The organism is Variovorax durovernensis (assembly GCF_977011995.1).
In genome coordinates this window covers 5,639,945-5,654,246 of record NZ_CDRNCW010000001.1, presented here as the reverse complement: position 1 = coordinate 5,654,246, position 14,302 = coordinate 5,639,945, and the positions used below count along the sequence as shown (strand labels likewise).

The 14,302-nt window shown below is 67.9% G+C and carries 11 protein-coding genes; 4 read left to right on the top strand and 7 right to left on the bottom strand.

Annotated elements, in window-relative coordinates:
• Nucleotides 1-4: 4 nt before the first annotated feature.
• The gene (locus ACWV14_RS26840) at nt 5-1,741 is read left to right on the top strand and encodes an IlvD/Edd family dehydratase (RefSeq protein ID WP_422088174.1); all 1,737 of its coding nucleotides are present in this window, start codon (nt 5-7) and stop codon (nt 1,739-1,741) included.
• A gap of 9 nt (nt 1,742-1,750) precedes the next feature.
• Nucleotides 1,751-2,668: a dihydrodipicolinate synthase family protein gene (locus ACWV14_RS26835; protein WP_422088173.1), complete on the top strand. Its 918-nt coding sequence runs from the start codon at nt 1,751-1,753 to the stop codon at nt 2,666-2,668.
• 53 nt (nt 2,669-2,721) lie between these two features.
• Here the strand turns inward: ACWV14_RS26835 and ACWV14_RS26830 are convergent, their stop codons facing one another.
• From ACWV14_RS26830 to ACWV14_RS26810, 5 genes are all read right to left on the bottom strand, one after another.
• Nucleotides 2,722-2,994: a hypothetical protein gene (locus tag ACWV14_RS26830; protein WP_422088172.1), complete on the bottom strand. Its 273-nt coding sequence runs from the start codon at nt 2,992-2,994 to the stop codon at nt 2,722-2,724.
• Nucleotides 2,995-3,153: 159 nt separating this feature from the next.
• Nucleotides 3,154-3,585, bottom strand: a complete 432-nt coding sequence (locus ACWV14_RS26825; protein WP_454904557.1) for a hypothetical protein — start codon at nt 3,583-3,585, stop codon at nt 3,154-3,156.
• A 67-nt stretch (nt 3,586-3,652) separates the two neighbouring features.
• The gene (locus ACWV14_RS26820; RefSeq protein ID WP_454904556.1) at nt 3,653-4,057 is read right to left on the bottom strand and encodes a hypothetical protein; all 405 of its coding nucleotides are present in this window, start codon (nt 4,055-4,057) and stop codon (nt 3,653-3,655) included.
• Between the two features lie 158 nt (nt 4,058-4,215).
• Nucleotides 4,216-6,783 (bottom strand): cyanophycin synthetase, encoded by a 2,568-nt coding sequence (gene cphA, locus ACWV14_RS26815; RefSeq protein WP_422088169.1) that lies wholly within the window; start codon nt 6,781-6,783, stop codon nt 4,216-4,218.
• 37 nt (nt 6,784-6,820) lie between these two features.
• Nucleotides 6,821-9,058 carry a cyanophycin synthetase gene (locus tag ACWV14_RS26810; protein WP_454904555.1) on the bottom strand — a complete coding sequence of 746 codons (2,238 nt, stop codon included), beginning with the start codon at nt 9,056-9,058 and terminating at the stop codon, nt 6,821-6,823.
• Nucleotides 9,059-9,197: 139 nt separating this feature from the next.
• Between ACWV14_RS26810 and ACWV14_RS26805 the strand changes: the two genes are divergently transcribed.
• Nucleotides 9,198-11,489, top strand: a complete 2,292-nt coding sequence (locus ACWV14_RS26805; RefSeq protein ID WP_454904554.1) for a cyanophycin metabolism-associated ABC transporter — start codon at nt 9,198-9,200, stop codon at nt 11,487-11,489.
• A complete protein-coding gene (locus tag ACWV14_RS26800; RefSeq protein ID WP_422088166.1) occupies nt 11,486-11,965 on the top strand; it encodes a cyanophycin metabolism-associated DUF1854 family protein in 480 nt (159 codons plus the stop codon). The genes ACWV14_RS26805 and ACWV14_RS26800 overlap by 4 nt, the downstream gene beginning before the upstream one ends.
• Nucleotides 11,966-12,044: 79 nt before the next feature.
• Here the strand turns inward: ACWV14_RS26800 and ACWV14_RS26795 are convergent, their stop codons facing one another.
• A complete protein-coding gene (locus ACWV14_RS26795; protein ID WP_454904553.1) occupies nt 12,045-12,755 on the bottom strand; it encodes a hypothetical protein in 711 nt (236 codons plus the stop codon).
• Nucleotides 12,752-14,275 (bottom strand): alkaline phosphatase, encoded by a 1,524-nt coding sequence (locus ACWV14_RS26790; RefSeq protein ID WP_454904552.1) that lies wholly within the window; start codon nt 14,273-14,275, stop codon nt 12,752-12,754. The genes ACWV14_RS26795 and ACWV14_RS26790 overlap by 4 nt, the downstream gene beginning before the upstream one ends.
• Between the last annotated feature and the right edge of the window lie 27 nt (nt 14,276-14,302).

Below are 14,302 nucleotides of genomic sequence, written 5' to 3'. Positions count from 1 at the left end.
ACCCATGACAAAGAAACTTCGTTCGACCGAATGGTTCGGCTCGGCCGACAAGAACGGCTTCATGTACCGAAGCTGGATGAAGAACCAGGGCATTCCTGACCACGAGTTCGACGGCCGGCCGATCATCGGCATCTGCAACACCTGGTCGGAGCTCACGCCGTGCAACGCGCACTTCCGCAAGATCGCGGAGCATGTGAAGCGCGGCATTTCGGAGGCGGGCGGTTTTCCGGTGGAGTTTCCTGTGTTCTCCAACGGCGAATCGAACCTGCGGCCCACCGCCATGCTCACGCGCAATCTCGCGAGCATGGACGTGGAAGAGGCCATTCGCGGCAACCCGGTCGATGCGGTGGTGCTGCTCACCGGATGCGACAAGACCACGCCCGCGCTGCTGATGGGTGCGGCGAGCTGCGACATACCGGCCATCGTGGTCACCGGCGGGCCGATGCTCAACGGCAAGCTCGACGGCAAGAACATCGGCTCGGGCACTGCGGTTTGGCAGCTGCACGAATCGCTGAAGGCGGGCGAGATCAACCTGCACCAGTTCCTCTCGGCCGAGGGCGGCATGTCGCGCTCGGCAGGCACCTGCAACACCATGGGCACGGCCTCTACCATGGCCTGCATGGCCGAGGCGCTGGGCACCTCGCTGCCGCACAACGCGGCCATCCCGGCGGTGGATGCGCGGCGCTATGTGCTGGCGCAGATGTCGGGCATGCGCGCGGTCGAGATGGCGAAGGAGGGGCTCACGCTGTCGAAGATCCTCACGCGCGAGGCTTTCGAAAACGCCATCCGCGTGAATGCGGCCATCGGCGGATCGACCAATGCGGTGATCCACCTGAAGGCGATTGCCGGGCGCATCGGCGTCGAACTGGAGCTGGAAGACTGGACGCGCATCGGCAGCCACACGCCGACCATCGTCGACCTGATGCCCTCGGGGCGTTTCCTGATGGAGGAGTTCTATTACGCCGGCGGGCTGCCCGCCGTGCTGCGCAGGCTGGGCGAAGCCGGCCTGCTGCCGCATCCCGGTGCGCTCACCGTCAACGGCCAGTCGATCTGGGACAACGTGCGCGAGGCGCCGAGCCTCGACGACGAAGTGATCCGGCCGCTCGACAAGCCGTTGATCGCCGATGGCGGCATCCGCATATTGCGCGGCAATCTGTCGCCGCGCGGCGCGGTGCTCAAGCCCTCGGCTGCCACGCCTGAGCTGTTGAAGCATCGCGGCAAGGCCGTGGTGTTCGAGAACCTGGAGCACTACAAGGCGCGCATCGTCGACGAAGACCTCGACATCGACGCAAGCTCGGTGATGGTGCTGAAGAACTGCGGCCCCAAGGGCTACCCCGGCATGGCCGAGGTGGGCAACATGGGGCTGCCGCCGAAGCTGCTGCGCCAGGGCGTGAAAGACATGGTGCGCATCTCGGATGCGCGCATGAGCGGCACGGCGTATGGCACGGTGGTGCTGCATGTGGCGCCGGAAGCGGCCGATGGCGGCCCGCTGGCGGCAGTGCGCGACGGCGACTGGATCGAGCTCGACTGCGATGCGGGGCGGCTGCATCTGGACATCAGCGACGAGGAGCTGGCGTCGCGCCTGGCTTCGTTGTCCGCTTCGGACGCGCAGCCGATGAGCACGCGCGGCGGCGGCTACCAGAAGCTCTACGTCAACCACGTACTGCAGGCCGACGAGGGCTGCGACTTCGATTTTCTTGTCGGCTGCCGCGGCGCCGCCGTTCCCCGCCATTCACACTGAATCACCAGCATGACCCCCAGATACCGCGGCATTTTTCCGGTGGTGCCCACCACCTTCACCGAACAGGGCGCGCTCGACATCGAGAGCCAGAAGCGCTGTGTCGACTTCATGATCGACGCGGGCTCGGACGGGCTGTGCATCCTCGCGAATTTCTCGGAGCAGTTCGTGCTGTCCGACGAGGAGCGCGAGGTGCTCACGCGCACGATCCTTGAACATGTGAAGGGCCGGGTGCCGGTCATCGTGACCACCACGCACTACAGCACAAAGGTGTGCGCCGAGCGCAGCCGCCGCGCGCAGGACATGGGCGCGGCAATGCTGATGGTGATGCCGCCGTACCACGGCGCGACCTTCCGCGTGCCCGAGCCGCAGATCTTCGAGTTCTATGCGCGGCTGTCGGACGCGGTGGGCATTCCGATCATGATCCAGGACGCGCCGGCCAGCGGCACGGTGCTGTCGGCGCCGTTCCTCGCGCGCATGGCCAGGGAGATCGAGCATGTCGCGTACTTCAAGATCGAGACGGCCGGCGCCGCGTCGAAGCTGCGCGAGCTGATCCGCCTTGGCGGCGACGCCATCGAAGGGCCGTGGGACGGAGAAGAGGCCATCACGCTGATGCCCGACCTCGATGCGGGAGCGACCGGCTCGATGACCGGTGGCGGCTATCCGGACGGCATCAGGCCGATCATCGAGGCGCACCGTTCAGGCGACCGCGACAAGGCTTTCGCGCTCTACCAGCAATGGCTGCCGTTGATCAACTACGAAAACCGGCAGGCGGGCCTGCTGGCCTGCAAGTCGCTCATGAAGGAAGGCGGCGTGATCGCATGCGAAGCGCCGCGTCACCCGTTGCCGCCGATGCACCCCGACACGCGCGCCGGACTGATCGAGACCGCGAGGCGGCTCGATCCGATGGTGCTGCGCTGGGGGAAATGAAGAAGCGGGAAGAAGCGCGAAAAAACTAGAACGGCCGCTGGGGCCGTTCCGGTTCAGGCTTCGGGCGTGGTGCTGGTCTTTTCGAGTTCGCTGACCTGAAGGGACAGGTCGAACAGCTTGGACTTGCTGGCGTAATAGCGGTCGAGCCGCCATTCCTTCAGGATGTCCATGGCAAGCTGGAAGCTCTTGTAGTCGAGGTTGTAGAGCGTAATCAGCTCGAAGCTGCGTTCGGACTCGAGCGCCAACACGAGCTGGGCCAGAATCTTGGCCGATTCGTTGGCCGGGTCCGTTTCTATGAATCGGCGAGCGACCTTGATGGCATTCATGGGAGATGGTTCCTCGGTAGGCAGGGACCGAGAACTATAGCTAGCACCCCTTTGCCTTTTATGACAGTCGTGTGACAACGGAGGGTATCCACTGGGGTTTCCCCTCGATTGCACACTGGGCTGGTTCTGCTTGTGCGGAGGACCAGCCCTGAAAGCCGATCAGCGCATGGGCCGCATCGGCATCGGCATCGGTTCAGGCGCCGGCGCGACCGGCACCATGGTGGTGGTGACCGATTCGCGGATCACGCCGCCGCCCATCACGCTGCCGTCAACCATGGTGCGGGTGTTGCCCATGCTGCCGAGCACGCGGGCTTCACAGGCCGAGCGTTCGGTCGGCGGCTGCAGGCTGCAGCGCGCGAGGGCATTGCCGCGGTAGTCTGGGGCGCTGGTCAGGCCGCCGCGGGCAGCTGCCTGGCGTGCCGCACCGGCTTCGCGGATGCAGGCGGCGCGGTCCTGCTGGTTGTGGCCGCAGACCGCCAGTTCCTGCTGATAGGTGCGGGAGGATTCGCCTGCGGCCGAGGCGATCGTGGTGGCGGTCAGCCCACCTACGGCGAACAGGGCCAGGATGATCGAACGCGTATTGCTTTTCATGGACGGCTCCTTGGAGTGAGCTAAAAGAAAAACCGGGAAATATTGGACCGGCGGAAATGTGCCGGGTTCAACGTGCGGGCTGTGCCGGCAGCGGCGTCACGGTCTCGCGGATCACGCCGCCGCCCATCACGCTGCCTTCGGTGGTGGTGCGCGCGCCGCCCTTGATGCGGGCTTCGCATTCGGGCTGGTCGGGGCCGGGCTGCTCGCTGCAGCGGGCAAGGGAGTTGACCTGCTCGCGCGGGGCGCTGGGCGTGGTCAGGCCGTTGCGCTTGGCCTCCTGGCGTGCCGCGCCGGCTTCGCGCAGGCAGGCGGCGCGATCTTGCTGCACGCCGTCGCAGGTGGCGCGTTCCTTCTGCATCCGTGCATCGGAGCCCGGTGCCTGTGCGCTGGCCGTCTGGGCGCCGAACACGATGAAGCCGCTGGCGGCGAAGAGTGCCGTGGCGGAGAGAAGGGAACGAACTGTTTTTGTCATGCGGGCTCCTTGGTTGGGCCACGCCCTCCGCGAAAGGAGGTGCGTGACCGGAGCCACAGTGTGGTGTCGGCGTGGGGTGCGCGTCTGTGGGACAGGCCGCACCCGGCGGCCGGGCCGGACGCGCCCATCGGTGTGGGACGTGTCCGGCAAGGCGGGCGTCAGCCCGCTGCGATGCGCTGTGCGAGGTGAGCGAGTGCTTCCTCGACCTGGTCGACGAGGATCAGCGAGAGATCGCCGGGCTGCAGGCGGGCCAGCGCGGTGTCGATGGCGACGAACTCGCCGCGGATCTCGTCGACGTAGCGCGTGCGCGCCGCGCCCTGCAGGCCCTGGCGCAGCAGCGCCATGACTTCGCCGTCGGCACGGCCGCGCTGCGCCGCGTCCTGGTAGAGGATCACGTCGTCGAAGGCTTCGCCGAGGATGGCGGTCTGGTCGCGGATGTCGGAATCGCGCCTGTCGCCCGCGCCGCTGATGACCACCGAGCGCTTCTTCGCGGGCATGGTGTCCACAGCCGACACCAGCGCGCGCATGGCGTCGGTGTTGTGGCCGTAGTCGGCGATCACGGTGGCGCCGCGGTAGTCCATGACGTTGAAGCGCCCGGGCACGCCGGCGGCGTCGTTCATGAAGCTCGCGAGGCCGCTGCGGATGGTGTCCCAGTCCAGGCCCACGGCCCAGGCCGCGGCCACCGAGGCCATCACGTTGTCGACCTGGAAGCCGATCGTGCCGCCGCGCGTGATGGGCACGTCGCGCAGCGCGATGCGTTCGCGCCACGAGCCCTCGGCGGCCACCAGCGTGTCCTGGTCGACGTACACGGTGCGCTTGCCCTGCGCGCGGTGCGTGGCCATGACCGGGTGCATGCGGTCGGCGGTGAAGAAGATCACGTGGCCGGGGCAGCCCGCCGCCATGGCCGCGACGTTCGGATCGGCGGCGTTGAGCACGGCGTAGCCGTCTGCGGCAACGTTGCGCACGATCACGCGCTTGAGCACCGCGAGGTCTTCGACGGTGGTGATGTAGTTCAGGCCCAGGTGGTCGCCGCTGCCGATGTTGGTGACCACGGCCACCTGGCAGCGGTCGAAGCCGAGGCCTTCGCGCAGCACGCCGCCGCGGGCCACTTCGAACACCGCCGCATCGACGTCGGGATGCATCAGCACGTTGCGCGCGCTCTTGGGGCCGCTGCAGTCGCCGCTGTCGGTCTGGCGGCCGTCGACGTACACGCCGTCGGTGTTGGTCATGCCGGTGCGCAGGCCGCTGGAGGCCAGCAGGTGGTTGATGAGGCGCGCGGTGGTGGTCTTGCCGTTGGTGCCGGTGACGGCGACCACGGGGATGCGGCCGTCGTCGCCGTGGGCGAACAGGGTGTCCATCACCGCTTCGCCCACCGCGCGGCCGCGGCCGAACGAAGGCGAGATGTGCATGCGAAGGCCGGGCGCGGCGTTCACTTCGACCACGCCGCCGTGCTGCTCTTCGAGCGGGCGCAGCACGTTCTCGCAGACCATGTCGACGCCGCAGATGTGCAGGCCGACCATCTGCGCCGCGTCGACGGCGCGCGCCGCGACTTCGGGGTGCACGGTGTCGGTCACGTCGGTGGCGGTGCCGCCGGTGGAGAGGTTGGCGTTGTTGCGCAGCACCACGCGCTGGCCGCGCGCGGGCACGCTGTCGGGCGTGAGGCCCTGCGATTCGAGCCGGCCGATGGCGATGTCGTCCAGGCGGATCTTGGTGAGCGAGGTGGCATGGCCCTCGCCGCGGCGCGGGTCGAGGTTCACGGTGTCGACCAGCTGGCGCACGGTGAGCACGCCGTCGCCGATGACTTGCGGCGGATCGCGGCGCGCGGCGGCCACAAGGCGGTCGCCCACCACCAGCAGGCGGAAGTCGAAGCCGGGAAGAAACTTCTCGACCATCACCTCGCCGTAGCCGGCGGCCGAGTCGTAGGCCGCGAACAATTCTTCGCGCGAGTTGATGTTGACCGTGACGCCCTTGCCCTGGTTGCCGTCCTGAGGCTTCACCACCACGGGCAGGCCGATTTCGAGCGCGGCGGCCCAGCCGTCTTCGGCGTCGCGCACGGGGCGGCCCAGCGGCACCGGCACGCCGGCGGCGTTGAGCAGCTGCTTGGTCAGTTCCTTGTCCTGCGCGATCGATTCGGCCACGCCGCTGGTGCTGTCGACTTCGGCGGCCTGGATGCGGCGCTGCTTGGAGCCCCAGCCGAACTGCACCAGGCTGCCGCTCGTGAGGCGGCGGTATGGAATTCCGCGCGCCACGGCGGCGTCGACGATGGAGCCGGTGCTCGGGCCCAGGCGCTCGGATTCGTCGAGGTCGCGCAGTTCGGTGATGGCGGCTTCGGCGTCGAAGGGGGTGTCGGCCTGGGCGGCGGCGATCAGCTGCTCGGCCAGTTCTGCGGCGCGGCGGCCCACGGCCTCCTCGGTGTACTGGAACACGACCTGGTAGACGCCTTCTTCCACCGTGGGCGAGGTGTGGCCGAAGTTGACGGCGCAGCCGGCCTGGGCCTGCAGCGCTACGGCGGCGTTCTCGAGCACGTGGGCCAGTGCCAGCGGCTGGCCCAGCACCATCGGGTGCAGCTCGCCGATGGTGGGGAAGCGGGCGCGCAGGCGGTCCTCGAAGCCGGCGAGCCGGCTGACGGCGTTCTCGTCGCCGTGGCAAGCCACGACTGCCTCGATGGCGGTGTGGCGGCTCCAGAGGTTGGGCCCGCGGAGGGCTCGGATGCGGGTGACTTTCATGGGCGGCGTGGGGCTACTTGCGGGCTGGCGCGGCGGCTCAGGCCAGCTGGGGTTGAAGGGGCTGGGTCTGCGACAGCTGGAGCGAGGCCAGCGCGGCCTGCAGGTCGGCCTCGAAGGCTTCCACGCCGGCGCCGATCAGGTTCAGCGGAATGCCCATGGCCCAGGCCGCGGCCACTGCGGCCAGCAGGCTCTCGAGGCTCACGCCGGCATGGGTGGCGCGCCACACGGTCAGCCGGCCGAGGCCGGGCAGGAACGACTCGCTGCTGCCGTTGGCCAGCACCACGCGGTCCTGCCGCACCAGCACGGCCTTGCCGCCGGCGGCCTGGTGCGCGGTGAGCGCGGCGGCCTGCGGGTCGGCTGCATAAAGGATGACGGCCCCGTCGCACAGCGGCGCGAGGCCGGCCACGCGGGCGTCGGCGGCATTGAGCACGGCGGTGCCTTCGGACAGCACCACGTCGACCTGCGTGCGCAACACCTTGACCATCTGGTCGCTCTCGGTGATGTCGTAGTCGGCCAGCGCTTCGCAGCCGTCGAGGTCGGTGACGATGCCGACTTCGCAGCGGTCATAGGAGAGACCGTCGCGCAGGATGGTCTCGGCGCCGTTCTCGATCACCACGGCCTGCACGGCGCGGTTCACGAGCAGGCGGTGGCCGGCGTCCCAGTTGGCGCTGTCGCGCGCGTCGACGCGGCGGCGCTCCAGGAACAGGCCGTCGCGGCAGGCCAGGCCGGTGTGGCGCCCGCCAAGGCCGACCAGCCACGCCACAAGGCGCGCCAGCACGGCGGTGTTGCGCGAGCCGGCCACGCCGACCACGGGAATGCGGCCGGGCGCGTCGTTGGGGAACAGGTGGTCGCAGATGGCGCGGCCCACCGGGCGCGGCGAACCGACGGCCGGCTTCAGGTGCATCAGCAGGCCGGGGCCGGCGTTGACTTCGACGATGGCGCCGCGCTGCGGGCCCAGCGGCTTGGAAATATCCAGCGCCACGAGGTCGATGCCGGCAATGTCGAGGCCCACCACGCGCGCGGCCAGAACGGCGGCGTGCGCGACTTCGGGGTGGACCTGGTCGGTGCAGTCGTTGGCCATGTTGCCGTTGCGCTGGATCGTGACCACGCGGCCGGCGGCCGGCACGGCACCGGCGTCCAGCTCCTGGCGCTTGAGTTCGAGCTGCAGCTTGGCGTCGGTGTCGATGACGATCACGTCGAGCGGGAACTCTTCCTCGGCGCCGCGGCGCGGATCGCTGTTGAGCTGTTTTTCGATCAGTTCGCGCACCGTGGCCTGGCCGTCGCCGGTCACGGTGATGATCTCGCCGCGCGCGGCAGCCACCACTTCGCCACCCACCACCAGCAGGCGATGTTCGTGGCCGCGGATGAAGCGCTCGACCATCACGTCGCTGCCCTCGGGCTCGGCGACCGCGAAGGCGGCAATGACTTCCTCGCGGGTCGTCAGCTCGAGCGAGACGCCCCGGCCGTGGTTGGCATCCGAGGGCTTCACGACCACCGGCAGGCCGATGTCCTCGGCGGCTTCCCAGGCTTCTTCGGCGTTGGCGACCACCTGGCCTTCGGGCACGGGCACGCCGCAGCTCGCGAGCAGGGACTTGGTCAGCTCCTTGTCGCTGGCGATCGATTCGCCGATGGCGCTGGTGTAGTCGGTTTCGGCGGTCCAGATGCGCTGCTGGTTGGCGCCGTAGCCCAGTTGCACCAGGTTGCCGCTGTTCAGGCGCATGTGGGGAATGCCGCGGTCGGTGGCGGCTGCCACTATGGCGGCGGTGCTCGGGCCGAGGTAGCAGTCCTCGACCTTGGCCTTGACCGCGTCGACGGCCTTCTGCACGTCGGCGGCGGTGAAGGGGTCGTCGTTGATGGCAGCCATGAGCAGGCGGTGGCCCTCAGCCAGCGCCACGCGGGCGACCTGCTCGTCGCGCGCCCGGAACACCATGCGGTACACGCCGTGTTCGGAAGTACTGCGGGTTTGCCCGAAGCCGGTCGGCATGCCGGCCAGGTTCAGCAGTTCGATGACCACGTGTTCGAGCACGTGGCCCGACCAGGTGCCTTCGGTCAGGCGCTGGATGAAGCCCCCGCGCTCGCCGACGCCGCAGTGGTGCTCGATGAGCGCCGGCAGCAGCCCGGTCAGGCGGTCGGTGAAGCCGTCTATCTTGTTGGAGGGGTAGTCTTCCAGTTGACCCAGATCGAGCCAGACTTCGAGCACCGGACGGTAGGTCCAGAGATTGGGACCGCGCAAATAATTGATGCGCAGCAATTGGATGTCGTCGAAACGGGTCATGCAAACGTTCGATGTGCTTTGGCCGAGCACCGTGGCGCCTTCAAGCGCGCCCATGGCGATCGGTCAGAATCGGCGCCCGACCAAGGGCGCCATGACGCGGTCCATGCGGCCCGCGACGGGCAAGAGTCAAAGAAACACAATGCAACATCACGATCCAGTCGGCACCCGGGAGGGCGAAACAGAGGCGGCTTCAGACGCGCTGAAAAACCGGCTCGCAGTCGCGGAAAACGTTCTGGTAATACTGTCGGTTGACCTCGACGACCAACTTCGCTTCGCTTCCGGCCTAGTCGCCCTCACTGACCGGCGCCTGATCGCGCTCGAGGCGGGTGGCGAATGGCGTGAGTGGCCACTGACGGATGCCTCCCTGGCGCTGCGGCTTTCCGACCATTCCGGCGTCGGAACCCTTGATTTGACGGGCTCCGCGGGCCGATTGGGCCGCTGGCGCTACACCCTGGCCAACCAGGTGGCGGCACTGCGCCTGCTCAAGCTTTTTGCCCAGCGCATGTCCGATGTCGCCAAGGCGACACCCGAGATGGTCGAGGCCGCGGACGGCGACGACACGGCCGTTGCCGACACCGAACTCCAGACCCCACCCTCGACCTGGGTGCTGCTGCGACTGGGCCGTTTTGCCAAGCCGTACCGCAAGCAGCTGATCCTGGGGTTTGTCCTGACCCTGATTTCCACTGCCGCCACCCTGGTGCCGCCATACCTGACCATCCCGCTTATGGACGACATCCTGATCCCGTTCCAGAACGGGCAGAAGATCGACTCGGGGCGCGTGGGCCTCTACCTGAGCGGCCTGCTCGGCGCTGCATTGCTGGGCTGGGGGCTGGGCTGGGCGCGCACCTATCTGCTGGCGCTGGTGTCCGAGCGCATCGGCGCCGACCTGCGCACCACCACCTACGAGCACCTGCTGACCCTGCCGCTCGACTATTTCGGCGGCAAGCGCACCGGTGACCTGATGGCGCGCATCGGCTCGGAAACCGACCGCATCAACGTTTTCCTCTCGTTGCATGCGCTCGATTTCGCCAACGACGTGCTGATGATCGTGATGACCGCGGCCATCCTGATCTCCATCAATCCGCTGCTGGCGGTGGTCACGCTGGTGCCGCTGCCCTTCATCGCCTGGATGATCCACGTCGTGCGCGACCGCCTGCGCACCGGCTTCGAGAAAATCGACCGCGTCTGGTCGGAGGTGACCAACGTGCTGGCCGACACCATTCCCGGCATCCGCGTGGTCAAGGCCTTCGCCCAGGAGCGCCGCGAAGCCGAGCGCTTCCGCATCGCCAACGCCTACAACCTGCAGGTCAACGACAAGCTCAACCGCACCTGGTCGCTGTTCACGCCGACCGTGTCGCTGCTCACCGAAATCGGCCTGCTCGTGGTCTGGGCCTTCGGCATCTGGCAGGTGGCGCGCGGCAGCATCACGGTGGGTGTGCTCACCGCCTTCATCGCGTACATCGGCCGCTTCTATACGCGGCTCGACTCCATGAGCCGCATCGTCTCGGTCACGCAGAAGGCGGCGGCCGGTGCCAAGCGCATCTTCGACATCCTCGACCACGTGAGCAACGTGCCCGAGCCGGCCAATCCGGTGAAGGTGGAGCGCGTGCAGGGCCGCATCGAGATGAGCGGGCTGGGCTTTCGCTACGGCTCGCGCGCCGTCATCCACGACCTGGACCTGGTCATCGAACCGGGCGAGATGATCGGCCTCGTGGGCCATAGCGGCTCGGGCAAGAGCACGCTGGTCAACCTGATCTGCCGCTTCTACGACGTGACCGACGGCGCCATCAAGGTCGACGGCACCGACATCCGCCGCTTCGCCGTGGCCGACTATCGGCGCCACGTGGGGCTGGTGCTGCAGGAGCCGTTCCTGTTCTTCGGCACCATTGCCCAGAACATCGCCTATGGCAAGCCCGACGCCACGCGCGAGGAAATCGTGGCCGCCGCGCGCGCCGCGCACGCGCACGACTTCATCCTGCGGCTGCAGCACGGCTACGACTCCCTGGTGGGCGAGCGCGGGCAGGGCCTGTCGGGCGGCGAGCGCCAGCGCATCAGCATTGCGCGCGCGCTGCTGATCGACCCGCGCATCCTGATCCTCGACGAGGCCACCTCGGCGGTGGACACCGAGACCGAGAAGGAAATCCAGAAGGCGCTCGACAACCTCGTGCAGGGCCGCACCACCATCGCCATCGCGCACCGCCTGTCGACGCTGCGCAAGGCCGACCGGCTCGTGGTCATGGACCGCGGCGAAGTGGTCGAGGTCGGGCCGCACGATGCCCTGATGGCGAAGCAGGGCGCCTACTGGCGGCTCTACCAGGCGCAACTGCGCCAGGCCGACGACGATGCGAGCGAAGGGGCCGCCGACGAGCGCGCCAGCGCGCAGGCACCTTTGCCCATTGCCCACGCAGCCCATCCGGCGGGGGACGCATGAATACCAACAGCAGCAACGACTTCCAGCTTGAGCGCGACGCCTTCGGGCGCCTCGTACTGACCGACGCGCAAGGCGAACGCCACGTCGGCGTCGTGCCGGTGCGGGCATTTCCGCTGAGCGCGCCGGGCCACGGCGTATCGCTTGTCGGCAGCGAAGGGCGCGAGCTGGTCTGGATCGACAGCGTCGATCAACTGCCGGCGCAGGCGAAGGCGCTGCTAGAAGAAGAACTCGCGGTGCGCGACTTCGCGCCCACGCTGCTGCGCCTGCATGGCGTGTCCAGCTTCGGCGTGCCCAGCACCTGGACCATCAGCACCGACCGTGGCGACACCACCTTCGTGCTGAAGGCAGAGGAAGACATCCGCCGGCTCGAAGGCGGTGCGCTGCTCATTGCGAGCGCGCACGGCGTGCAGTTCCGCATTCCCGATGTGAAGACGCTCGACCGGGCCTCGCGCAAGCTGCTCGAGCGCTTTCTCTGAGCCCAAAGAAAAAGCCCCGCAGCCTTTTCAGGGGCTCGGGGCCATGCGTGGAGCACCGCGCAAACTGGGCTGAACCCGGTCAGTCCAGCAAGTCCGAGTAGTCGCCGCGCTCGTAGGCCTCGATGGCCTTCCACGGCAAGGTCTTCGGCGCCGGGATGGCCGAGGCGGTCATCACATTGATCGAAGTACCGCGCGCGTTGCGCTGCTCGATCTTGCGTGCATACCGGCCGGCCGTGTCCCATTCGATGCGCAGCGTGCCCTCGCCCTGCTGCAGTTCGTAGCGTTGCACGCCCTTGCCGGCCGCGCCCAGGTCTTTCATGCGCGCGAAGCTCGCGGGATCGACCAGCCAGTAGGAGTTGGCCCACGAGCCGCTGTAGCCGACGTTGCCGTAGTTGGCCGCGTCGATGTCGATCAGCTTGCGCTGCTCGCGCAGCACCATGCCCACCTGTACCTTGCCTGCGGCGTCGCGGCGCACCCACAGCGGGGCGGCCGTGTTGTCCGCATGCGCGTGGCCGATGTGCACCTTGCCCTCGCGGGCTTCGTGATCGTGGTCTTCGCGCAGCGCGGGCGGCAATTCGCGCTCGACCCACACCGAGCCGGCACGGCGGAACATCAGGTCGGCGTAGCGGCTCTCGCGTTGCACGCCGTCCTTGCCGATCGACATCATGTGGTGCTGGATGCGCAGGTTCTGGTCCGGCGCCTCGGCATCGCCCGCGGCGCTGGCTGCCAGCGGCAAGGCCACCAGGGCGATTGCCGCCAGCAGCGTCTTGAGCGTCACGGATGCGGTCACAGGCCGGCCGCTTCCTTGACCTTGTTGAACACCTTGATGTTCTCCATGGTGCCCTTGAAGATCTTGGAGCCGGCGCCGCCGGCGAACAGCATCACGTCTCCGCCGCCGTGGGTTTCAGCGCCGGGCGAACCCAGGTTGATGCCGACTTCCTGCAGGAAGTTGTCGTCAGTGGTGTCCATTGCGGTCTGGTCGTCGCGCGAAGCGGCGCGCGCGGGCGCGATCCACTTCTTGTTGCCGTCTTCCGCGTTGACATCGCTGCCGGCGGTCGCGTTGGGCCGTCCGCCGTTGCCGAACACCAGCGTGGTGTACGGCTTGCCGTCCGCTGCCTTCGTGGGCTTGCCGTCGGCGTAGCCGTTGACCAGGCCGAGGATCGGGTTGCCGATCTTCGGATAGCCGTTGAAGGCGATCGCGTGGTCATGGTCGGCGGTGACCACCACCAGCGTGTTCTTCAGGCCCGGGTCTTTCTTGTTCATGAAGTCGAGCGCGGTCTGGATGGCTGCGTCGAAGGCCAGCGTGTCTTCCAGCGCGCGCTTGGCATTGGTGCCGTGCAGTGCGTGGTCGATGCGGCCGCCTTCCACCATCAGGAAGAAGCCCTTGTCGTTCTTGCTGAGCACGCCGAGCGCCTTCTCGGTCATGTCCGACAGGCTGGGCTGGTCGAGGTTCTGCTTGACGCGGTCCAGCTCGTAGGCCATTTCGCTAGAGGAGAAAAGTCCCAGCAGCTTGCCCGTGGCGGCCGTGTCGACAGCCTTGAGCTTGGTGCCGGAGTCGACATATGTGTAGCCCTTGGCCGTCATCGCGGCCACGAGATCGACGCCGTCGGTGCGCTTGGTGCTTCCCGTCGGCAGGTAGTTGCGCTGGCCGCCACCCATCAGCACGTCGACGCCGTCGAGCAGCTTCGGGTTGTAGTTGGCATGGCCCGGCACGCTCTGCTCGGCAATGGTGTTGTAGCCGTTGCGATTGCAGATGTGGGCATAGGTGGTGGCCGGCGTGGCATGGCCGACGCGCGTGGTCGACACCGCGCCCACGGCGCGGCCCTTGGCCTTTGCCAGCTCGAGCAGCGTGTCGGCGGCCTTGCCGTTGGTCGGCGGGCAGGTGGTGTTCTCGCCGTTGATGTATTGCTTGCCGGTGCTGTCCACGGCCACGGTGTCGCTCGACATCGAAATCACCTCGTTGCGCATCTTCACGCCGGTCATGTAGGCGGCCATCGAGGGTGCGCTGTCGGTGGTCTGGCCGTCGAGCGAATAGGTCTTCACGCGTGCCGCATAGGGCAGCGACTGCATGACGAGGTTGGCGCGCTCCGGGCTCACCAGCGAGCCGGGCTTGGCCGCCAGTTGCTTTTCGCCCTTGTAGATGCGCGCGGCGGTCACGGTGACCGGGCCCATGCCGTCGCCGAGGAAGAAGATGACGTTCTTGGCTTCGCCAGCGGCGTGTGCGCTGCCGGCCAGGGTGCCGGCGGCGGCGCAGAAGAGGGCGGCGGCCAGGCGGGTTTTGCGGGTGATGCGGTTCATGGTCGTGTTCATGTTGGTGTTCGTCGATGAGCGCTGGTG

What these genes read in the sequence shown, in the direction of transcription:
- ACWV14_RS26840 (WP_422088174.1), top strand. Translation starts at nt 5, where the DNA reads ATGACAAAGAAACTTCGTTCGACCGAATGGTTCGGCTCGGCCGACAAG.
- ACWV14_RS26835 (WP_422088173.1), top strand. Translation starts at nt 1,751, where the DNA reads ATGACCCCCAGATACCGCGGCATTTTTCCGGTGGTGCCCACCACCTTC.
- ACWV14_RS26830 (WP_422088172.1), bottom strand. Translation starts at nt 2,994, where the DNA reads ATGAATGCCATCAAGGTCGCTCGCCGATTCATAGAAACGGACCCGGCC.
- ACWV14_RS26825 (WP_454904557.1), bottom strand. Translation starts at nt 3,585, where the DNA reads ATGAAAAGCAATACGCGTTCGATCATCCTGGCCCTGTTCGCCGTAGGT.
- ACWV14_RS26820 (WP_454904556.1), bottom strand. Translation starts at nt 4,057, where the DNA reads ATGACAAAAACAGTTCGTTCCCTTCTCTCCGCCACGGCACTCTTCGCC.
- cphA (WP_422088169.1), bottom strand. Translation starts at nt 6,783, where the DNA reads ATGAAAGTCACCCGCATCCGAGCCCTCCGCGGGCCCAACCTCTGGAGC.
- ACWV14_RS26810 (WP_454904555.1), bottom strand. Translation starts at nt 9,058, where the DNA reads ATGACCCGTTTCGACGACATCCAATTGCTGCGCATCAATTATTTGCGC.
- ACWV14_RS26805 (WP_454904554.1), top strand. Translation starts at nt 9,198, where the DNA reads ATGCAACATCACGATCCAGTCGGCACCCGGGAGGGCGAAACAGAGGCG.
- ACWV14_RS26800 (WP_422088166.1), top strand. Translation starts at nt 11,486, where the DNA reads ATGAATACCAACAGCAGCAACGACTTCCAGCTTGAGCGCGACGCCTTC.
- ACWV14_RS26790 (WP_454904552.1), bottom strand. Translation starts at nt 14,275, where the DNA reads ATGAACACGACCATGAACCGCATCACCCGCAAAACCCGCCTGGCCGCC.